This is a genomic window from Sinorhizobium sp. BJ1 (genome assembly GCF_002531555.1).
In the GTDB taxonomy this organism is placed as follows: domain Bacteria; phylum Pseudomonadota; class Alphaproteobacteria; order Rhizobiales; family Rhizobiaceae; genus Sinorhizobium; species Sinorhizobium fredii_B.
The window spans coordinates 134989-155512 of record NZ_NWTH01000007.1 but is presented as its reverse complement, the minus strand read 5'-3'; the positions used below and the strand labels follow the sequence as shown (position 1 = coordinate 155512).

Below are 20524 nucleotides of genomic sequence, written 5' to 3'. Positions count from 1 at the left end.
GCGGCCTACCCCAACTTGAAACGAAGCTCGGGGTCGAGCAGCAATTGCAACTCGCCGGTATCAGTGCTGCCGCCGATGCGATGCAGAAGGATGCGCCCCATATGCTCGCCAGTCTCGGTCAGGTCCTCGTAGATCGTGTCGACCCGCGGCTGGATGGCGCCGAGCAGAGGCGAGGTCTGCTTGGCGACGATGTCGTACTCGACGCCGAGGGTCAGGCCGCAGTCGCTCATGCCGGTGATCGTCGCCAGCGCGCAGACTTCGCCGCCGCAGGCAAAGCCGTCCGGCGGATCGTTGTCGGCGTAGCGCCGGCGGATCCGATCGCGGATCGCGCCCGCCGGGCTGTCGAGATCGATATCGGAGAGGATATCGTAGGCGCAGCCCGCCTCGCGCACCGCCGTCATGAAACCATGCAGGATGTGGCTTGTGAAGGTGAAGCCGGCCGGACCGCTGATCAGCGCCGGCTTGCGTCTCCCCTTGGCGATCAGTCGGCGCGTCGCCTCATAGGCGAAGGTGAAATTGTCGTAGTCGACGAAGGGATGGGCCGTGGCAAGCTCGGTGCGGCCATGGGTGACGAAGGGAAAGCCGGTCTCCGAAAGAAGCTTGACGCGCGGGTCGAGCGGTTCGGTGCGCGAGAAGATCAGCCCGTCGGCCATGCCGTTGCGGATAATGTAGTTCACCGCCTCGATACTCGCGGAATCGAGGAAGTTCGGCATGACGATCAGGTGATAGGCGGTGCCCTGCAGCGCCTTGGCGATGCCAGCCATGACGGAGGTTCCGTAGCCGAGGATCTCCTCATGCGGCTGGAGCAGCACCGCGATCACATTGGTGCGCCCGGTCTTCAGACGTTGCGCGGCGCGATCCGGCGCATAGCCGATGTCGAGCGCCACCTGGCGCACGCGATGGCGCGTTTCGAGCGAGATCTGCGGAGCGTCGGCAAGCGCCCGCGAGACCGTGGTCACGGCCAATCCAGTCATATCGGCGATGGTGCGCAGGGTTGGCTTGCCGCGTCGTCGTGCGGCACTTTCCGGGCGGAAGGGTTTCGAAGGATCGGCCAAAAGGATGCTTTCCTGCGAGGGCTCGAGAGCGGCATTTGTAACGTGACGCAAACCAATAGGCAATTGGATCATGCAAACGTTTTAAATGGCCTCGATACACGAGATATGCTGCCTTGCAGCATCGACTTTGGACCATATAATCCAGCAAATTCAGCCAGTTTCGGGCCAAAGCGTATGGCTAAGCGTGGTCCGCTTGACTCGTGGTGATTTGTAACGTTTTAAATTGTGCGGGCGGCGCATGCCGCAAGCCCAAGCTGCCCCGCGGGAGTGGGTGGCAATTCTAAAAGGCGGGAGGAGCTTTCCGCCTCGGTAACTTGCAAACGGGAGGAAAACGATGCGCAAGTTGATGACGACGACGGCTGTTGCAGCACTGATGTTGGCGGCGACCGCCGCGCGCGCAGCAGAGAACGTGGAAGTGCTGCACTGGTGGACGTCCGGTGGCGAGGCGGCAGCACTCGATGTTCTGAAGAAGGATCTTGAAGGCAAGGGCATCACCTGGACCGACATGCCGGTTGCCGGTGGCGGCGGCACGGAAGCCATGACGGTGCTTCGCGCCCGCGTCACCTCCGGCAATGCGCCGACGGCGGTGCAGATGCTCGGCTTCGACATTCTCGACTGGGCCAAGGAAGGCGCGCTCGGCAACCTTGACGACATTGCCGCCAAGGAAGGCTGGGACAAGGTCATTCCGACGGCGCTGCAGCAATTCTCGAAATATGACGGCCACTGGATCGCTGCCCCGGTCAACGTCCACTCGACCAACTGGGTCTGGATCAACAAGGCCGCCCTCGACAAGGCCGGCGGCAAGGAGCCGGCGAACTGGGATGAGCTGATCGCGCTGCTCGACAAGTTCAAGGAGCAGGGCATCACGCCGGTCGCCCACGGCGGCCAGCCCTGGCAGGACGCGACAATCTTCGACGCCGTCGTTCTCTCGCTCGGCAACGACTTCTACAAGCAGGCCTTCATCGATCTCGACCCGGCAGCGCTCGGCGGCGACAAGATGAAGGAAGCCTTCGACCGAATGACGAAGCTGCGCTCCTATGTCGACGACAATTTCTCCGGCCGCGACTGGAACCTCGCCTCGGCCATGGTCATCGAGAACAAGGCCGGCCTGCAGTTCATGGGCGACTGGGCGAAGGGTGAATTCCTGAAGGCGAAGAAGGTGCCCGGCACCGATTTCGTCTGCATGCGCTTCCCGGGAACGCAAGGCTCCGTCACCTTCAACTCCGACCAGTTCGCTATGTTCAAGGTCTCCGACGAGAAGGTTCCAGCGCAATTGCAGATGGCCTCGGCGATCGAGAGCCCGACCTTCCAGTCGGCCTTCAACGTCGTCAAGGGATCGGTTCCGGCCCGCACCGACGTTCCGGACACGGACTTCGACGCTTGCGGTAAGAAGGGGATCAAGGATCTGGCCGAAGCCAATGCCAGCGGCACGCTCATGGGTTCCATGGCGCATGGCCATGCCAACCCGGCTTCCGTCAAGAACGCCATCTATGACGTGGTGACCCGTCAGTTCAATGGCGAACTCAGCTCGGAAGAGGCCGTGAAGGAACTCGCCGCGGCGGTCGAGGCTGCGAAGTAAGCGACGGAAAAGGGGGTGATAAGCCCCTCACCCGTCCCCTCTCCCCGCTCGCGGGGAGAGGGGACGGAGGCGCTTCGGCACGCGTCTTCTCCCCCAAGTGCGGGGAGAAGGTGCCGGCAGGCGGATGAGGGGCAGGACCCTCCAAACGAAACGATACGGTGGTAACAAACATGGATAGCCGCACCCGGCTGCAGGAGCTTTTGCCCAAGCTCGTGCTCGCCCCCAGCTTTCTCATAGTTCTGGTGTTCGTCTACGGCTTCATAGTCTATACGGGCTTCCTGTCGCTGACGGACAGCAAGATGCTGCCGTCCTACAATTTCGTCGGTTTCTCGAACTACAGCAGGCTGTGGGCCCTGCCGCACTGGTGGCGGGCGGTCAGCAATCTGGCGATCTTCGCGACGCTTTATATCGTCATCTGCTCGGTGCTTGGTCTGGGGCTGGCGATCCTGCTCGACCAGAAGATCCGCGCCGAAGGCTTTCTGAGGCCGATCTATCTCTATCCGATGGCGCTTTCCTTCATCGTCACGGGGACGGCGTGGAAGTGGTTCCTCGATCCCGGTATCGGGCTCGAGAACACCATGCATCTCTGGGGCTGGGAGAGCTTCTCCTTCAACTGGATCAAGGACCGCAACTACGCGATCTATTGCGTCGTCATCGCCGCCGTCTGGCAATCGACCGGCTTCATCATGGCGATGTTCCTGGCGGGCTTGCGCGGCGTCGACAACGAGATCATCAAGGCCGCCCAGATCGACGGGGCGACCACGCCGACCATCTACCGGCGGATCATCATTCCGCTGATGCGGCCGGTCTTCCTGTCGGCCTTCGTCGTCCTCGCCCACCTCGCCATCAAGGCCTACGACCTGATCATCGCCTTGACCGGCGGCGGGCCGGGGCAGGCGACCGAGCTTCCGGCGACCTTCATGTATTCCTACACCTTCACGCGTAACCAGATGGCGATCGGTGCTTCGTCGGCGATTATCATGCTGGTGATGATCTTCTCGATCATCGTTCCCTATCTCTATTCCGAAATCCGGGGAGGAAAACGCTGATGGGCGCTCCCAGTCCAGAGAACGTCATCTCGCACAATCGCCTGACCCGGGCGCTGATCCACGTGGCGCTGATCCTGTTCGCGTTCTATTCGCTGCTGCCGCTCTACGTGATGTTGGTCAACTCGCTGAAGCCTCTCGATGAAATCCGCCAAGGCGGCATGCTCAACCTGCCGCAGACCTGGACCATCGAGCCCTGGCTATCGGCCTGGTCGACCGCGCAGATCGGCGTGCAGCCGACCGGTCTTCGTCCCTTCTTCATCAATTCGATCCTGATGGTCGTTCCGGCCGTCGCGATCTCGACGATCATCGGCGCGCTGAACGGCTACGTGCTGACGAAGTGGCGCTTCCCTGGGGCCAACATCTTCTTCGGCATGCTGCTGCTCTCCTGCTTCATCCCCTTCCAGATCGTGCTGATCCCGATGGCGCGCATCCTCGGGATTCTCGGCATTGCGGGGTCGATCTGGGGGTTGATCCTCGTCCATGTGGTGTATGGCATCGGCTTCACGACGCTCTATTTCCGCAACTATTACGAGGCGTTCCCGACCGAACTGGTGCGCGCCGCGCAGATCGACGGGGCGAGCTTCTTCCAGATTTTCCTGCGGATCATGCTGCCGTCCTCCGGGCCGATCATCGTCGTCTCGGTCATCTGGCAGTTCACCAATATCTGGAACGATTTCCTGTTTGGCGCCTCGTTCTCCGGCCCCTATTCGACGCCGATGACGGTGGCGCTCAACAATCTGGTGAGCTCGTCGACGGGGGTCAAGGAATACAACGTCCACTTCGCGGGCGCGATCCTCGCCGCCCTGCCAACGCTCATCGTCTACATCGTGTCCGGCCGCTACTTCGTCCGCGGGCTGATGTCCGGCGCCGTGAAAGGATAAGCCCATGTCATTCCTGAAAATCAGCAATCTGCGCAAATCCTACGGCTCACTCGAAATCCTGAAGGACATCAACATCGAGATCGAGCAGGGTGGCTTCCTCGTGCTCGTCGGCCCGTCCGGCTGCGGCAAGTCGACCCTCCTGAACACGATCGCCGGGCTGGAGCCGATTACCTCTGGCGACATCGCGATCGATGGCCGCTCGGTGTCGGGGCTCCACCCGTCGAAGCGCGATATCGCCATGGTGTTCCAGTCCTATGCGCTCTACCCGAACATGACGGTCGCCGGAAACATCGCCTTCGGCATGGAAATCCGCGGCGTGCCGAAGGAGGAGCGCGACAAGGCGATCCGCCAAGTCGCCGACATGCTGCAGATCGGCCACCTGCTCGAGCGCAAGCCCGGCCAGCTTTCCGGCGGCCAGCGCCAGCGCGTCGCCATGGGCCGGGCGCTTGTGCGCGACCCGAAGCTCTTCCTTTTCGACGAGCCGCTGTCGAACCTTGACGCCAAGTTGCGCGTCGACATGCGCACCGAAATCAAGCGCCTGCACCATCGCATGAAGACGACGATCGTCTATGTGACGCACGACCAGATCGAGGCGATGACGCTCGCGACCAAGATCGCCGTCCTGAAGGATGGCGTGTTGCAGCAGTTCGGCACGCCGGCCGAGATCTACAACAATCCGGCCAATATGTTCGTTGCGGACTTCATGGGATCGCCGGCGATGAACCTGTTGAAGGCCCGTATCGAAACCTCCGGCAGGGACGTCGCCGTGACGCTGGAGCGGCCGAATGCCGAGCCCTTGCGGCTTGCCGTGCCGCATAACGGCGCGCTCTCCGCCTATGCCGGCCGGGACGTCGTCTTCGGCATCCGCCCGGAGGCGCTGACCGACCCGGACGGTGCCGACCGCAATGCGAAGTTCGTCGCCGAGGGCGATTGCCTGATCGAGGTGGTCGAGCCGGCCGGCTCCGATACCTTCGCGGTCACCCGGCTCGGCGGCAAGGAGATCGTGGCAAGGCTCCGGGCCGACGCCCGCATTGCGCCCGGCCAGACGTCGCGGCTCGCCTTCAATCTCGACAAGGCGGTGTTCTTCGACCCTGAGAGCCAGATGCGGATCGCATGAGCCAGAGCATGCAGAGCCAGCCGGATATCGTCATCGTCGGATCGGGAGTAGGCGGCGCCACCGTTGCGGCGGGACTTGCCGCTTCGGGCGCCGAGATCCTCATCCTCGAGGCCGGCGGCCATATTGAGGACTTGCCGGTCAACCGCGACCAGCGGGCGATCTTCCAGCGCGGCCATTTCCGGCCGAAGGAAACCTGGTACGAGGCTGGCGGCGCCGGCTTCAACCCCGGCAACTATTACAATGTCGGCGGCAACTCGAAATTCTACGGCGCTGTGCTCACCCGATACCGCCGCGAGGATTTCGAGGAGATGCGGCATCTCGACGGCGTGTCGCCCGCCTGGCCGTTTCCCTATGAGGAGCTCGAGCCCTGGTACGGCAAGGCGGAAGAGCTTTATCAGGTGCGCGGCAAACTCGGTGACGACCCCACCGAACCGGCTCACTCCAGCGACTATCCGCACAAGCCGGTGCCGGACGAGCCGGCAATCGCCAAGGTGCGGAAGCGCCTGGCAGCGATCGGAATGCATCCCTATTCGTTGCCGCTCGGGATCGATATCGACCGCTGGCTCGCCAAAGGAAAGACACCGTGGGATGCGCATCCGAACAGCTTCGACGGAAAGATGGATGCCGAAACCGCGGCGCTGACGGCGGCGCTCGAATATCCGAATGTGCGGCTGCAGATCGGTTCGCGCGTCACCCGACTGGCGACGGCGCCGGATGGGAAGACGATTTCCTCCGTGCACTATGTCAAGGACGGCATCGAGCACAGCGTCTCGCCGAAGCTCGTCATCCTCTCGGCCGGCGCCGTGCAATCGGCCGTGCTGCTGCTGCGCTCGGCCGGTGACCGCAACCCGGCCGGACTCGCCAACCGGTCCGACCAGGTCGGCCGCAATTTCATGAATCACAATTCGAGTGCGGTGATTGCGCTCAGCCCCTGGTACCGCAACGATTCCGTCTACCAGAAGACCTTCGGTCTCAACGATTTCTACCTCTCGGACGGCGAGGGCGGGCCGCCGCTCGGCAATATCCAGCTCCTCGGCCGCGTCTCCGGCGCGATCCTGAAGGCCAATATGCGGTCGATGCCGGAATGGCTGCTGAGCCAGGTTTCTTCCCGCGCCATCGACTTCTACGCCATGAGCGAGGACCTGCCGTCGCCGGAAAGCCGGGTCATGGTCGACGGCGAGCGCATCCTGCTCAAATGGGTGCGGACCAACTGGCAGGCGCATCTGCAGCTCGTCGCCAAGCTGAAGCGGGTGCTGAAGCAGGCCGGCTTTCCGGTGGTGCTGGCACGCGCCTTCGACAAGCGGACGCCGTCGCACCAGTGCGGCACGGTCCGGATCGGCAGCGATCCGGCGCTGGCGCCGCTCGACGTCTATTGCCGCGCCTTCGATCATCCCAATCTCTTCGTCGTCGATGCCGGCTTCCTGCCGACCTCTGCCGCGGTCAATCCGGCCCTGACGGTCGCGGCCCAGGCGCTGCGTGTCGCCGATCACATCACCAAAGAGGATCTTCGGTCATGACGGACAAGGCGCGCCCCGTCGCGATCATCACCGGCGGCCGTCGCGGCATTGGCCTCGGCATCGCCCGTGCACTGGCGGCGGGCGGCTTCGACATCGCCATCACCGGAATCGGCGATGCGGAAGGCGTCGCGCCGGTCATTGCGGATCTCGGCGCGCTGGGCGCGCGCGCCATCTTTCTGAGGGCCGACGTTGCGGACCTTTCGGGCCATCAGGCGACTGTCGATGCGGTGATCGCCGCTTTCGGCCGGATCGACTGCCTCGTCAACAATGCCGGCATCGCTTCCGTCGTGCGCGGCGATTTCCTCGACCTGAAGCCGGGAAACTTCGATACGATCGTCGGCATCAACCTGCGCGGTACCGTCTTCTTCACGCAAGCCGTCGTCAGGGCGATGCTCGCAATCAAGCCGAGCACGCCGCGCTCGATCATCAACATCACCTCGGTCTCGGCGGCGATGACCTCGCCGGAACGGCTCGACTACTGCATGAGCAAGGCAGGCCTTGCCGCCTTCAGCCAGGGCCTAGCGCTCAGGCTCGCCGAAACCGGGATCTCGGTCTTCGAGGTGCGGCCCGGCATCATTCGTTCCGATATGACCGCCACGGTCTCGGGCAAATACGATGCGCTGATTGCGGGCGGGCTGGTGCCGGTGCGGCGGTGGGGCGAGCCCGAGGATATCGGCAATATCGTCGCCGGCCTCGCCGACGGCCAATTCGCCTTCGCCACCGGCTCGGTCATCCAGGCCGACGGAGGCCTGTCGATCAGCCGCCTTTAGAGCAGAAAGGACTGCCTCGCCGGAGGCGTCCGTTGGATTTATTACGCCTTGTATTTGGAACGTTCCAAATGAGGCGGTGGAGGAAACGGAGAATGGCATTCGACTACATCATCACCGGTGCCGGCCCGGCCGGCTGCGTGCTCGCCAACCGGCTGAGCGAGGATCCGACCGTCAAGGTGCTGCTGCTCGAGGCGGGCGGCGGCGATTGGAACCCCCTGTTCCACATGCCGGCCGGCTTCGCCAAGATGACCAAGGGCGTGGCGAGCTGGGGCTGGCAGACGGTGCCGCAAAAGCATATGAGGGGTAGGGTGCTGCGCTATACGCAGGCGAAGGTGATCGGCGGCGGCTCCTCGATCAACGCGCAGCTCTACACCCGCGGCAATGCCGTCGACTATGACCTCTGGGCGAGCGAGGACGGCTGCGCCGGCTGGGACTATCGGAGCGTGCTTCCCTATTTCAAGCGGGCCGAGGACAACCAGCGTTTCGCCGACGATTATCATTCCTATGGCGGGCCGCTCGGCGTCTCGATGCCCGTCTCGGCCTTGCCGATCTGCGATGCCTATATCCGCGCCGGCCAGGAGCTTGGCATTCCCTACAATCACGACTTCAATGGCAAGCAGCAGGCGGGCGTCGGCTTCTACCAGCTGACCCAGCGCAACCGCCGGCGCTCGTCTGCCTCGCTCGCTTACCTTTCGCCGATCAAGGATCGCAAGAATCTGACGGTGCGCACCGGCGCCCGCGTCGCCCGCATCGTCCTCGAGGCCAGGCGGGCGGTTGGCGTGGAGGTTGTGACCGCCAAGGGCAGCGAAACGATCCGTGCCGAACGGGAGGTGCTAGTCTCTTCCGGCGCCATCGGTTCGCCGAAACTGCTGCTGCAATCCGGCATCGGCCCGGCCGATCACCTGCACTCGGTCGGCGTCGAGGTCCGCCACGATCTTCCCGGCGTTGGCGGCAATCTCCAGGACCATCTCGACCTTTTCGTGATTGCCGAATGCACCGGCGACCACACCTACGACAATGTCGCCAAGCTGCACCGCACGCTCTGGGCCGGGCTGCAATACGTGCTGTTCCGCACCGGCCCGGTCGCCTCATCGCTCTTCGAGACCGGCGGCTTCTGGTATGCCGACCCGAATGCCCGATCCCCGGACATCCAGTTCCATCTCGGCCTCGGCTCGGGTATCGAGGCGGGCGTCGCGCGGCTCAAGAATGCCGGCGTCACGCTCAACTCAGCCTATCTGCATCCGCGTTCGCGCGGCACGGTTAGGCTTTCCTCGGCCGATCCGGCCGCCGCGCCGCTGATCGACCCCAACTATTGGGAGGATCCGCATGACCGAAAGATGTCGCTCGAAGGCTTGCAGATCGCCCGCGAGATCATGCAACAACCGGCGCTCGAGCCCTTCGTGCTGGCCGAACGTTTGCCGGGCAAGGATATCAAGACCGAGGCGCAGCTCTTCGACTACGGCTGCGCCAATGCCAAGACGGATCATCATCCGGTCGGTACCTGCAAGATGGGCACGGATCATTTGGCGGTCGTTGACCTCGACCTGAAGGTTCGCGGCCTCGAGGGCTTGCGGGTCTGCGACAGTTCGGTGATGCCGCGGGTGCCGTCTTGCAATACGAACGGACCGACGATCATGATGGGCGAGAAGGGGGCGGATATCATCCGCGGCTTGCCACCGTTGCCGCCCGCGGTGTTCCAGCACGAGCGCAACGACATGCGGCCGCGGGCCCGCGCCGATATTCGCTGAGGAGCAAACATGATTCGCCACTGCGTTTTCATCCGCTTCCGCCCCGAGGTGAGCGAGGCGGAAAAGGCGACGATCTTCGCCGAGATTTCCGCCCTGAAGGAGCGCCTCTCGGGGTTCCTGGCGATCCATGTCGGCGCCAATATCAGTCCGGAGGCAGGCATGGACAAGGGCTACGCCGAAGGCTTCATTGTCGATTTTGCCGATGCCGAGGCGCGCGACGCCTATCTCGGCGATCCGGAACATCAAAAGACTGGTCGAAAAATCGTTGCGGCGACGGATGGCGGCGTACAAGGTGTCTTCGTCTACGATCTCGAAATCCCGGATTGATTCGATGGTACCGATTGAGCCGCGCCGCTTTCTGACTTCCCTTTTCGAAGCTGCCGTCATCGCGGCCGACCCTGAAGCCGCTATCCGTGCCCATCTGCCGGCGCGGCCGAAGGGCCGCACGATCGTCGTCGGCGCCGGCAAGGCGGCAAGCCAGATGGCGGCCGCCTTCGAGCGGCTCTGGGACGGACCGCTCGAGGGCATCGTTGTCGCGCGCCATGGGCCGGTCGAGAGCTGCGAGCGCATCAAGGTGCTGCAATCGGCCCATCCGGTGCCGGACGAGGCAGGGCTTATCGCCTCCACGGCACTGCTCGAACAGGTCGAAGGGCTGACGGAGGACGACCTCGTGGTGGCACTGATTTCCGGCGGCGGCTCGGCACTTCTGCCAGCGCCGCCAAATGGCCTGACGCTCGAGGACGAGATTGCCGTCAACAGGGCGTTGCTTGCGTCCGGCGCGCCGATCTCGGCGATGAACATGGTGCGCAAGCACGTCTCGCGCATCAAGGGCGGACGGCTCGCGCTGGCTGCGTCGCCAGCGCGCGTCGTCAGCCTCGTCGTCTCCGACGTTCCGGGCGACAATCCTGCCTTTGTCGCCTCCGGTCCGACGGTGCCGGACTTGTCGAGCCTCGAGGAGGCGCGCGAGATCGTTGCGCGCTACGCAATGATCCTGCCCGAGCGGGTGATGGCGCATCTCTCCTCCGATGCTGCACGCGCCCCGAGTCCCGATGATCCAGTCTTTGCCGGCAACGAAGTTCATGTGATCGCCTCGGCGAGCGTCTCGCTGGAAGCTGCAGCCGCGCGTGCCAGAGAGTCCGGCATCGAGGCGATGATCCTCTCGGACGCGATCGAGGGCGAGGCACGCGACATCGGCCGCATGCATGCGGCACTTGCCCGCGAAGTGGCGTTGCGCGGCCGACCGTTTACCAAGCCAATCGTGCTGCTTTCCGGTGGCGAGACGACGGTGACGATTTCCGGCAAGGATTACGGCAAGGGCGGACGGAACAGCGAATTCCTCTTGTCGCTGGCGCTCGACATCGATGGTGTTACCGGCATCGATGCGCTCGCCGCCGATACGGACGGCATCGACGGCTCGGAGAACAATGCCGGCGCCTTTGCCGATGGGAAAAGCGTCGGCCGCATGCGGGCGGCGGGAGCCGATCCGCGCGCCCATCTCGCCCGCCACGACGCCTGGTCGGTCTTCGCGGCGAGCGGCGACCTTTTCGTGCCGGGGCCTACCGGAACGAATGTCAACGATTTCCGGGCGATTTTGATACGGTGAGCCGGCTGGGGACCCGCGCGAATATGACCCCTCCCCAACCCCTCCCCACAAGGGGGAGGGGCTTCAAGGGCTGCAGCTTCCGGCCTCCATATTGACCTTTAAGGCAGACGCAGAGGTTGGAAATGAGCAGGCGATCACAGCGAACGCCGAGCCCCTCCCCCTTGTGGGTTGGGGAGGAGTTTGTTGACACGCCGCCCTGCCGCCAAGTATCGATCTGGTTACTTCACCCGCTGCAGCGCAGCGCCGAGGATAGAGACGATCTCGCCGAAATGCTGCTTCTCGACGATCAGCGGCGGCGAGAAAGCGATGATATCGCCGGTCACGCGGATGAGCAGACCCCTCTCGAAGCAATCGACGAACACGTCGTAGGCGCGGGCGCCGGGGGCGCCGTCGCGTGACAGGAGCTCGATGCCGGCGATAAGGCCGATGGTGCGGATGTCGATGACATGCGGCAGGCCCTTCAGCGAATGCATCGCCTCGTGCCAGTCCGCCTGCAGTTCGGCGGCACGGGTCATCAGGCCCTCGTCGCGATAAATGTCGAGGGTGGCAATGCCGGCGGCGCAGGCGGCCGGGTGGCCGGAATAGGTGTAGCCGTGGAAGAGTTCGATCTGACCCTCCGGCCCATGCATCAGCGCGTCGTGAACCTTACGGCTGGCAAAGACCGCGCCCATCGGAATGGCACCGTTGGTGAGCCCCTTGGCGGTGGTGACGATATCCGGCGTCACGCCGAAATAGTCGGCCGCGAAGGTCGCGCCGAGGCGGCCGAAGCCGGTGATCACCTCGTCGAAGATCAGGAGGATGCCGTGCCTGTCGCAGATCGCACGCAGGCGCTCGAGATAGCCCTTCGGCGGGATCAAGACGCCGGTCGAGCCGGCGACGGGCTCGACGATGCAGGCGGCGATCGTCTCGGCGCCGTGCAGCGCCACCAGCCTTTCGAGGTCGTCGGCGAGGTCGGCGCCGTGCTCCGGCTGGCCCTTGACGAAGGCGTTCTTGGCAAGATCATGGGTGTGGCGCAGATGGTCGGAGCCGGGAAGCTGCGGGAAGACACGGCGATTGTTGAGGATGCCGCCGACCGAGATGCCGCCGAAGCCGACGCCGTGATAGCCGCGCTCGCGGCCGATCAGACGGGTGCGCGTGCCCTGGCCGATCGAGCGCTGGTAGGCGAGCGCGATCTTCAGTGCGGTGTCGACCGACTCCGATCCGGAGCCGGTGAAGAACACCCGGTCGAGCTTGGCGGCCGCCGGGCCGGGGGCGATCTCGGCAAGGCGTTCGGCAAAGTCGAAGGCGATCGGATGGCCCATCTGGAAGGAGGGGGCAAAATCCATCGTCGTCAGCTGTCGCTCGACGGCGGCGGCGATCTGGCGGCGGCCATGGCCGGCATTGACGCACCACAGACCGGCGGTGCCGTCGAGAATCCTGCGTCCGTCGACGCTGGTGTAGTGCATGCCCTCGGCCGAGGCGAGCAGGCGCGGGGCCGCCTTGAACTGGCGGTTGGCGGTGAAGGGCATCCAGTAGCTGTCGAGCACCGGGGCGTTGGATTTGTTGTGAGCGTCCATGCGATCCTCCAATCAGGTGCGGGATTGACGCCATGATTTGGGATGCCGAACAAGTCCTTTTCTTTGTTTAGCTAAGTCATTGTATTTTATGGGCTGTGTTTGATACTATTTCGATATTCCGAACAACGTCAACACGGGAAACTCTGATGAGCGTCGACATCGGCAGCCGCCTGCGGCATGTGCGGCTGATGCACAATCTCTCCCAGCGGGAACTGGCCAAGCGGGCGGGCGTCACCAACTCGACCATATCGCTCATCGAATCGAACGCTTCGAACCCTTCGGTCGGTGCCTTGAAGCGCATTCTCGACGGCATCCCGATCGGGCTTGCCGAGTTCTTTTCCTTCGAACCGGAGAAGCCGCGCAAAGCCTTCTATGCGGCGGAGGAATTGGTGGAGATCGGCAAGGGGCCGATTTCATACCGGCAGATCGGCGACAATCTTTTCGGCCGCAGCCTGCAGATCCTCAAGGAGTGCTACCAGCCGGGGGCGGACACCGGCAAGGTGCCGCTGGTGCATGAGGGCGAGGAGGGCGGCATCGTGCTTTCCGGGCGGCTCGAGGTGACCGTCGATGACGAGCGGCGCATCCTCGGACCGGGCGACGCCTATTATTTCGAAAGCCGGCGGCCGCATCGTTTCCGCTGCGTCGGGCCGGTGCCCTGCGAGGTGATCAGCGCCTGCACGCCGCCGACGTTTTGAGAAGGGGGTGCGAGAATGCCCCTCCCCCAACCCCTCCCCACAGGGAGGAGGAGCTTTGATGCGCGTTGAGCCCGGCGCCATTTCGTCAAGCTCTATCCCAGCTGGAACGGTCCAAACGAGGAGGTGTGGGTGCGGCAGGTCAGGCCTCTCCCACCTGTGGGGAGGGGTCTTTTCCGCGCCTCTTTTAACTGACTCAGGAAAGCCGCGCGCAGGCCGCGGCGATACGCGTCAGCGCTTCCTTGAGCTCCCCCTCCGACGTCGCATAGGAGATGCGGAAGAAGGGCGAAAGGCCGAAGGCCGAGCCTGGGACGACGGCGACATGGGCGTCTTCGAGCAGATAGGCGCAGAAATCCGTATCCGTTTCAATCCGCTTACCCTCGGGCGTCGCCTTGCCGAGCATGCCGGCGCAGCCGGAGAAGGTGTAGAAGGCACCTTCGGGAGCGCGGCAATCGAGGCCGTCGATGGCGTTCAGTCCGCTCACCACCAGGTCGCGGCGGCGCCGGAAGCTCGCGGTGCGTTCTTTCAGGAAATCCTGCCGGCCGTTCAGTGCCGCGATCGAGGCCGCCTGGCTCACCGATGAGGGGCAAGAGGTCGCCTGGCTCTGGACGACGGCCATCGCCTTGATCAGCGCGCGCGGGCCGCCGGCATAACCGATCCGCCAGCCGGTCATCGCATAGGCTTTCGAGACGCCGTTGACGGTGAGCGTCCGCTCCTTGAGGCTCGGCTCGAGCTGGGCGGGAGTGACGAACCGGAAGCCGTCATAGACGATATGCTCGTACATGTCGTCGACGAGCAGCCAGACATGCGGGTGCTTGAGGAGAACATCGAGCAGCGGCCGGTAGTCGTCGGCGCCATAGGCAGCGCCCGACGGATTCGACGGCGAATTTAGGAGCACCCAGCGCGTCTTCGGCGTGATCGCCGCCTCGAGTTTTTCCGCCGTCAGGCGGAAGCCGGACGACGCATCGCAGGCGATCAGCACCGGCTTGCCTTCGCAGATCTGGACGATGTCCGAATAGGAAGTCCAGTAGGGCGTCGGGATGATCACCTCGTCGCCGGGATTGATCGACGCCATCATGGCGTTGAAGAGGATCTGCTTGGCGCCGGTGCCAACCGTGATCTCGTCCAACTCATAGGCAAGGCCGTTCTCGCGCTGAAATTTTTCGCGGATCGCCTTCTTCAATTCCGGCGAGCCGTCGAGCGCCGTGTATTTCGTCTCGCCGCGCTGGATCGCTTCCCAGGCAGCTTGCTTGACGTGGTCAGGCGTGTCGAAATCCGGCTCGCCGGCGCCGAGGATGATGACCGGCTTGCCTTCCCGTTTCATGGCATTGGCGCGGGCGCCGATCTTCAGGATTTCCGAAACGCCGATCGAGGAAATCCGCGAGGCGGGCAGAAAGCCCGCCTCCTTGACCGTTGCATTGATGGTCATTGTCGATCCTATTCGATGTCGCCAGTTATTCGATGTCGAACGAGACGCCCTGCGCCAGCGGCAGAGCCTTCGAATAGTTGATCGTGTTGGTGGCGCGGCGCATATAGGCCCTCCAGGCGTCGGAGCCGGATTCACGGCCGCCGCCGGTTTCCTTTTCGCCCCCGAAGGCGCCGCCGATTTCCGCACCGGAGGTGCCGATATTGACGTTGGCAATGCCGCAATCCGAGCCGTCGGCCGCCAGGAAGCGCTCCGATTCCTGCATGTCGCGGGTAAAGATCGACGATGAAAGTCCGGCCGCGACCGCATTGTGGTCGGCGACCACTGCGTCGAAGTCGCTGTACTTCATCACATAGAGAATCGGCGCGAAGGTTTCTTCAAGCACCGGGCCCACCTGCTTTGGCATTTCGACGAGAGCCGGCTTGACGTAGTAGCCGTTCTCGTAGCCGAGCTCGACGCGTTCGCCGCCGGTTACCGCACCGCCCTCACTCTTGGCCTCGGCGATCGCCTTCTGCATGCTGTCGAAGGCGGCCTTGTCGACGAGCGGACCGACGAGTGCGGTCGATTCCAGCGGATTGCCGACCGAGACCGATTGATAGGCCTTCTTCAGGCGAGGCACGAGCTGGTCATAGACGCTTTCATGCACGAAGAGGCGGCGGAGCGTCGTGCAGCGCTGGCCGGCAGTGCCCATGGCGCCGAAGGCGATGGCGCGGAGCGCCATGTCGAGATCGGCCGAGGGGCAGACGATGCCGGCATTGTTGCCGCCGAGCTCGAGGATCGCGCGGGCGAAGCGCTTGGCAAGGCGCGGCCCGACGTCGCGGCCCATGCGGGTCGAGCCGGTCGCCGAGACAAGCGGAACCTTCGGATGGTCGACGAGCACCTCGCCGATTGCGCGGTCGCCGATCAGCACCTGCGACAGGCCTGCCGGCGCATCGCCGAAGCGGGCGAGGGCGCGCTCGAGGATCGCCTCGCAGGCAAGGGCGGTGAGCGGGGTCTTTTCCGACGGCTTCCAGACGACGGCGTTGCCGCAGACGAGCGCTAGTGCTGCGTTCCACGACCAGACGGCGACCGGGAAGTTGAAGGCCGAGATGATGCCGACGACGCCGAGCGGATGCCAGGTTTCCATCATTCGGTGGCCGGGACGTTCGGTGGCGATCGTCAGGCCGTAGAGCTGGCGGGACAGGCCGACGGCGAAATCGCAGATGTCGATCATTTCCTGCACTTCGCCGAGGCCTTCGGACGGGATCTTGCCGGCTTCGAGCGAGACGAGGCGGCCGAGATCGGCCTTGAAGGCACGCAGTTCCTCGCCGAGCAGCCGGACGAGCTCGCCGCGCTTCGGCGCCGGCACCAGCCGCCAGGCACGGAAGGCCTCGTCGGCCTGTTCGATCTTCCCGGCCGCTTCGGCGGCCGACACGGTCTTCAAGCTGGCGATCTGCTCGCCGGTGACCGGGCTGTAGGACGGCATGTCGCCGCCGGTATAGAGTTCCCTGGCGACGCCCATCTTGTCGAGGAGGGCGGCTGCCTCCTTGGCAACGTCGACTTTCGTGGCTGCAATATTCATGTCGTCTGACTCCCGTGTTGTCTTATTTGTGAGGTTGGCGCGAGATGCGGGCGGAAAACCGCTTCACACGTTTCCTCATCCCGCGCGGCTCAACCGAAACGCACACTGCCGAGCTTTCCCGGCGAGGTGAACGTCTTCAGTCCGGCGGCCATCTCCTTGAGTTTTTCCGGCGTGTAGAGATCGTAATAGGCCTGGTTGCGGCGGCCGATCGCATGCTCTGCGCTGAAGCTGCCCTGATACTGCTCTACCGCGACAGTGAAGACCCATTCGCGCAGGCGCTGCTCGAAGGCCGGATCGGTCAATAGCGGGCTATCCTTCGCGACGACCAGATTGAAGTGGACGCCGCCGTCGCCGATATGGCCGAAATCGCAAACCGTGACGCCGGGAAATTTCTGCGGCATTTCGGCCTTCATATGGTCGCAGTAGGCCATGATGTCACCCCTTCGGAAGGACAGATCGAAGGCAATCAGCTTGCCTAGATGCTTCACGCCTTCGGAAAGCGCATGGCGCAGTGCCCAAGTCTCGTGCGGCGGGCCGATGAAAGCATCGGCGAGCGGCGCTTCTTCCATCTCCCAGATTTCCGCCAGCACACCTTCGAGAACCGCGTCGAGCGACTGCTCGCCCTCGCGCGGTGGCCAGGTGCGGGAGATCTCTGCCAGGATAACATAGTCGGGGATGTTGCCGCTCTGGAAAGGGTTCTTGAGCGACGGGACATGGGCGAAGGCGGCGGCAATCGCGTTCTTCGACATTCCCTCGAAGGCTGACAGATAGGCGCCGAGGCGCTCTTCCACGGCGTTCAGGAGCGGCAGGACATGGGCACCACTCGCAGGAACGAGGAACGCGGTTGCCGTCTGCTTCGGCAGGCGCTCGAGATTGAGCACACATTCGGTGACGATGCCGAAAGCGCCGGAGGTGCCGATGAAGATCTGCTTCCAGTCGACGCCGGTATTGTTCTTTCTGAGATCGCAGTCGAGATCGAGCACAGTGCCTGTCTCGTCGGCGAGCACCACCTTCAAGCCCAGCGTGTTGCGGCGGACGTCGCCATATTTCAGGAAACGCGAGCCGCCCGTATTGGTGGCGATCATGCCGCCCAGCCGCGGATCGGCGCCAAGGTCGATCGGGAAGAACAGGTCGTGCTCCTCGAGCTTCCTGTTGAGGTCGGAAAGGCGGAAGCCCGCATCGACGCGAATTGACCGATTGTCCAGGCCGATCTCGAAGCGCCGCGTCAGACGGTCGAGGCTGAGGACCACTTCGCTGCCGAAGTTATCCGGCGTCGAGCCGGAAACGAGCCCCGTATTGCCGGACTGAGGGATGAGGGCGATGCCGTTGCGCACGCAGTAAGAAACCGCGGCGGAAACCTCCGCGGTGCTCGCCGGACGCAGCACGGCGGCGGCGCGGCCGCGGTCGTAGCGCGCGCCGGTCTCGTAGGCTTCCATGTCTTCCGGACGCGTGACGACGCCCTTGTCGCCAAGGAGCCGTGCCAGCGCGTCGATATGGTCCCGTTCAATCATCGTCGGCGTATCATTCCGCTGCCACGGCGGCGGTCAAGACCTTGAGGCAGCTCTCGATCGATGCCTTTTCGATGCCGGCATAGTGATCGAATTCGTTGAGGACGGCGGCGCCTAGGTCGGCCTCGAAGCGCTTCTGGTTCGGGCTCGCGACGAATTCCTGCTGCCCGCCGTCGCCGAGGTTCGACTGGAAGATACCGGCGGCGCTGACCGGAAGGAAGTCCTCGTAGACGATCGGATCGTATTGGACGAGGCCGTCGGCGATCAGCGAGTCGAGACCACGCCGGCCGGGCAGCTTCGTCTGCCGGCCCTTTTCCGTCAGAGAATAGCTGAAATAACCGAGCCCTGCCTGGCGAATTTCAGTCCAACTGTCCGGGAAGGCGTCAAAGGCGTTGGCGAGCGCCGCTCCGTACTCCCTGGCATTGGATCCGTCGGCGGAGGGACGCACGATCTTGCGCGATTCGTCGAGCAATCGGTCGTAAAGGGCGCGGCCCTTCGGGGTTAGCGCGATGCCGCGCTGTTCGATCTCGCCGAAACGGGCGGTGTGCGAGCCGGGCTTCCAGCCGCCGTCGGCGTCGCGGAAGGAAACCGCTTCCTCGAGCGCCTTGAAGGAGGTCTGACGCAACAGGATCGGGCAGTTGCGGGTCGGGGGCCCTTCGACGACGGCCTTGGGGGCAATGCCGTATTCGGGCATCAACGCCTGGACCTGGTCGATGTCGAGCGTGCGCGGCGTCAGATGGTTGATGTGCGGCCCCTTGAAGGAGACGACGTCGGCGATCAGCCGGTGGGCGTCATGCAGGCGCTCGTACATCTCGGCGCTCACATTGGCCCTGTCGTGCCAGCGGAAGGTTTCCAGCACCTCGACGACGAAGCGCTCGGCATCGGCCTTGTCGAGCCCGCCGCCGCGCTCGGCCTTCTCGGTAAGCTCGATGGCTCCCGGCGTGAAGATGCGGCGTTCTTCAAGGATCGCGTCCGCCTCGGTGCGCAGCATCTCGTCGGCGATCAGGTCCAGCCGCATGAGCGAGGTGAAAACGCGGAACGGATTGCGCTTCAATGCGGCTTCGCCCACCGGGCGGAAAGCGGTCGAATGCACCGGCACGCCGGCGGTCGAAAGATCGTAGTAACCGACCGGATACATGCCCATCACCGCGAAGACGCGGCGCATCACCGACAATTCCGCCGGGGTGCCGAGACGGATCGCGCCGTGACGTTCCTCGGAGATGCGTTCGAGCGTATCAGTTGCCTCCAAGCGTTCCTTGAGCGTCGCATCCGCCGCCAGTGTGTCAGCATTGACCTTCGCGACCAGTTCCATCAGCGTGCCGTAGGCCGGCACCTCCTCGCGGTACATCAAGGACATCGCGGCGGAGAAGGCGGCGCGGATATCGTCGGCCGATACGAAACTATTCTCTTTCACTGGGGCTCGCCTCGCGCTAAGGGTGAAGACAAGATCATTCTTAATTCTGATCATATCCAAAGTCGGCGGCCATTGATCGCGCTGCTTCTGACTATGTTGATGCGAGGCCGGAATGAAGTTAAGCCGCCGACTGGTTCCCGACGTGACGACGCTGCAGGCTTTCGAATGCGCGGCGCGTCACGGCAGCTTCACCCAAGCGGCGGCCGAACTCAATCTCACCCAAAGCGCCGTCAGCCGGCAGATCAAGGACCTCGAGACGCAATTGGGCGTACTGCTCTTCGAGCGGGTCCGCCAGCGGGTCATTCTTTCGGATGCGGGGCAGAAATTCCTGCCGGAGGTCCGCCGTCTCCTGCATCAGACGGAGGAACTGATGGTGCGTGCCATGGCCTCGGCACGGGCGGATTCAAGCCTATCCGTTGCCTCGCTTCCGACCTTCGGCAGCCGCTGGCTGGTGCCGCGCCTGCCGGATTTCCTGAGGCGCTATCCCGGCACGGTTCTCAACATCGCCTCGCGCTCGGCGCCGTTCGATTTCGACGAGCAGAATTTCGACCTGGCGATCCACTACGGCCAGCCGGTCTGGGCGCGCGCCACCTGCAGCTATCTGTGCAGCGAGGTCATCGTACCGGCCGCAAGTCCGGCGCTTCTTGCAGCCAATTCGGTCGAGACGCCCGAAGACATCGGCGGCGGACCGCTGCTTCATCTTGCGACGAGGCCGAAGCTCTGGGCGCAATGGTTCGACGCCAGCGGCGTCGATAGTCACGGCGCCTACCGGGGCAACCGGTTCGATCAATTCTCGATGGTGATCGAAGCGGCGACCGCAGGTCTCGGTTTTGCCCTTTTGCCCCGTTATCTGATCGAACAGGAACTCGCCGCAGGCACACTGCGGATTGTACTCGATCGACCGATGCAGACGGAAAACAGCTATTATCTCGTCGTGCCGGAAGGCAAACTGGAAAACCCGATCAGCCGCGCCTTCCGGGAATGGATCAGCGAGCAGGTCGGCTGAGACCGACGCAGCCGGGGAGGGTGGAAGGCGGCTTTCCAAGCG

At 63.9% G+C, this 20524-nt stretch carries 17 protein-coding genes; 11 read left to right on the top strand and 6 right to left on the bottom strand.

Translation table 11 applies throughout. From position 1 onward, the window contains the following. Positions 1-5 precede the first annotated feature (5 nt). A complete protein-coding gene (locus CO676_RS12680; RefSeq protein WP_041414787.1) occupies positions 6-1055 on the bottom strand; it encodes a LacI family transcriptional regulator in 1050 nt (349 codons plus the stop codon). A gap of 346 nt (positions 1056-1401) precedes the next feature. Between CO676_RS12680 and CO676_RS12675 the strand changes: the two genes are divergently transcribed. From CO676_RS12675 to CO676_RS12635, 9 genes are all read left to right on the top strand, one after another. After that, entirely contained in the window at positions 1402-2634 is a 1233-nt protein-coding gene (locus tag CO676_RS12675) for an ABC transporter substrate-binding protein (protein ID WP_245424308.1), read from the top strand. 170 nt (positions 2635-2804) lie between these two features. Further along, positions 2805-3683, top strand: coding sequence for a sugar ABC transporter permease (locus tag CO676_RS12670; RefSeq protein WP_097521319.1), 879 nt, complete (start codon positions 2805-2807; stop codon positions 3681-3683). Beyond that, on the top strand, positions 3683-4564 hold the full coding sequence (locus CO676_RS12665) for a carbohydrate ABC transporter permease (RefSeq protein WP_097521318.1): 882 nt from the start codon (positions 3683-3685) through the stop codon (positions 4562-4564). The genes CO676_RS12670 and CO676_RS12665 overlap by 1 nt, the downstream gene beginning before the upstream one ends. Before the next feature lie 4 nt (positions 4565-4568). After that, on the top strand, positions 4569-5681 hold the full coding sequence (locus CO676_RS12660) for an ABC transporter ATP-binding protein (RefSeq protein ID WP_014766428.1): 1113 nt from the start codon (positions 4569-4571) through the stop codon (positions 5679-5681). After that, positions 5678-7198 carry a GMC family oxidoreductase gene (locus CO676_RS12655; RefSeq protein WP_014766427.1) on the top strand — a complete coding sequence of 507 codons (1521 nt, stop codon included), beginning with the start codon at positions 5678-5680 and terminating at the stop codon, positions 7196-7198. Before CO676_RS12660 ends, CO676_RS12655 begins: the two co-directional genes overlap by 4 nt. Next, positions 7195-7968 (top strand): 3-ketoacyl-ACP reductase, encoded by a 774-nt coding sequence (locus CO676_RS12650; RefSeq protein ID WP_014766426.1) that lies wholly within the window; start codon positions 7195-7197, stop codon positions 7966-7968. The genes CO676_RS12655 and CO676_RS12650 overlap by 4 nt, the downstream gene beginning before the upstream one ends. A gap of 92 nt (positions 7969-8060) precedes the next feature. Further along, on the top strand, positions 8061-9716 hold the full coding sequence (locus tag CO676_RS12645; protein WP_097521317.1) for a GMC family oxidoreductase N-terminal domain-containing protein: 1656 nt from the start codon (positions 8061-8063) through the stop codon (positions 9714-9716). A gap of 9 nt (positions 9717-9725) precedes the next feature. Beyond that, entirely contained in the window at positions 9726-10043 is a 318-nt protein-coding gene (locus tag CO676_RS12640) for a Dabb family protein (RefSeq protein WP_097521316.1), read from the top strand. A gap of 4 nt (positions 10044-10047) precedes the next feature. After that, positions 10048-11319, top strand: coding sequence for a glycerate kinase (locus CO676_RS12635; RefSeq protein WP_097521315.1), 1272 nt, complete (start codon positions 10048-10050; stop codon positions 11317-11319). A 218-nt stretch (positions 11320-11537) separates the two neighbouring features. Here CO676_RS12635 and CO676_RS12630 read toward each other — a convergent pair whose 3' ends face one another. Continuing rightward, complete coding sequence (locus CO676_RS12630; RefSeq protein WP_097521314.1) at positions 11538-12875, bottom strand: aspartate aminotransferase family protein; 1338 nt, start codon at positions 12873-12875, stop codon at positions 11538-11540. A gap of 146 nt (positions 12876-13021) precedes the next feature. Between CO676_RS12630 and CO676_RS12625 the strand changes: the two genes are divergently transcribed. Next, complete coding sequence (locus CO676_RS12625) at positions 13022-13570, top strand: cupin domain-containing protein (protein WP_014766422.1); 549 nt, start codon at positions 13022-13024, stop codon at positions 13568-13570. Between the two features lie 193 nt (positions 13571-13763). Here CO676_RS12625 and CO676_RS12620 read toward each other — a convergent pair whose 3' ends face one another. The 4 genes from CO676_RS12620 to CO676_RS12605 all read right to left on the bottom strand — a co-directional run bounded on the left by CO676_RS12620 (position 13764) and on the right by CO676_RS12605 (position 19476). Then, positions 13764-14996, bottom strand: coding sequence for a pyridoxal phosphate-dependent aminotransferase (locus CO676_RS12620; protein WP_097521313.1), 1233 nt, complete (start codon positions 14994-14996; stop codon positions 13764-13766). 25 nt (positions 14997-15021) lie between these two features. Then, positions 15022-16554 (bottom strand): aldehyde dehydrogenase family protein, encoded by a 1533-nt coding sequence (locus tag CO676_RS12615; RefSeq protein WP_014766420.1) that lies wholly within the window; start codon positions 16552-16554, stop codon positions 15022-15024. An 89-nt stretch (positions 16555-16643) separates the two neighbouring features. Beyond that, positions 16644-18065 carry an FAD-binding oxidoreductase gene (locus CO676_RS12610; RefSeq protein WP_097521312.1) on the bottom strand — a complete coding sequence of 474 codons (1422 nt, stop codon included), beginning with the start codon at positions 18063-18065 and terminating at the stop codon, positions 16644-16646. Between the two features lie 10 nt (positions 18066-18075). After that, positions 18076-19476, bottom strand: a complete 1401-nt coding sequence (locus tag CO676_RS12605) for a VOC family protein (RefSeq protein ID WP_097521311.1) — start codon at positions 19474-19476, stop codon at positions 18076-18078. A gap of 112 nt (positions 19477-19588) precedes the next feature. Between CO676_RS12605 and CO676_RS12600 the strand changes: the two genes are divergently transcribed. Next, on the top strand, positions 19589-20482 hold the full coding sequence (locus CO676_RS12600; protein WP_014766417.1) for a LysR family transcriptional regulator: 894 nt from the start codon (positions 19589-19591) through the stop codon (positions 20480-20482). Positions 20483-20524 lie beyond the last annotated feature (42 nt).

Bases quoted from the DNA above. Each gene is read 5' to 3' on its own strand.
- CO676_RS12675 (WP_245424308.1), top strand. From the start codon at position 1,402: ATGACGACGACGGCTGTTGCAGCACTGATGTTGGCGGCGACCGCCGCG.
- CO676_RS12670 (WP_097521319.1), top strand. From the start codon at position 2,805: ATGGATAGCCGCACCCGGCTGCAGGAGCTTTTGCCCAAGCTCGTGCTC.
- CO676_RS12665 (WP_097521318.1), top strand. From the start codon at position 3,683: ATGGGCGCTCCCAGTCCAGAGAACGTCATCTCGCACAATCGCCTGACC.
- CO676_RS12660 (WP_014766428.1), top strand. From the start codon at position 4,569: ATGTCATTCCTGAAAATCAGCAATCTGCGCAAATCCTACGGCTCACTC.
- CO676_RS12655 (WP_014766427.1), top strand. From the start codon at position 5,678: ATGAGCCAGAGCATGCAGAGCCAGCCGGATATCGTCATCGTCGGATCG.
- CO676_RS12650 (WP_014766426.1), top strand. From the start codon at position 7,195: ATGACGGACAAGGCGCGCCCCGTCGCGATCATCACCGGCGGCCGTCGC.
- CO676_RS12645 (WP_097521317.1), top strand. From the start codon at position 8,061: ATGGCATTCGACTACATCATCACCGGTGCCGGCCCGGCCGGCTGCGTG.
- CO676_RS12640 (WP_097521316.1), top strand. From the start codon at position 9,726: ATGATTCGCCACTGCGTTTTCATCCGCTTCCGCCCCGAGGTGAGCGAG.
- CO676_RS12635 (WP_097521315.1), top strand. From the start codon at position 10,048: ATGGTACCGATTGAGCCGCGCCGCTTTCTGACTTCCCTTTTCGAAGCT.
- CO676_RS12630 (WP_097521314.1), bottom strand. From the start codon at position 12,875: ATGGACGCTCACAACAAATCCAACGCCCCGGTGCTCGACAGCTACTGG.
- CO676_RS12625 (WP_014766422.1), top strand. From the start codon at position 13,022: ATGAGCGTCGACATCGGCAGCCGCCTGCGGCATGTGCGGCTGATGCAC.
- CO676_RS12620 (WP_097521313.1), bottom strand. From the start codon at position 14,996: ATGACCATCAATGCAACGGTCAAGGAGGCGGGCTTTCTGCCCGCCTCG.
- CO676_RS12615 (WP_014766420.1), bottom strand. From the start codon at position 16,554: ATGAATATTGCAGCCACGAAAGTCGACGTTGCCAAGGAGGCAGCCGCC.
- CO676_RS12610 (WP_097521312.1), bottom strand. From the start codon at position 18,065: ATGATTGAACGGGACCATATCGACGCGCTGGCACGGCTCCTTGGCGAC.
- CO676_RS12600 (WP_014766417.1), top strand. From the start codon at position 19,589: ATGAAGTTAAGCCGCCGACTGGTTCCCGACGTGACGACGCTGCAGGCT.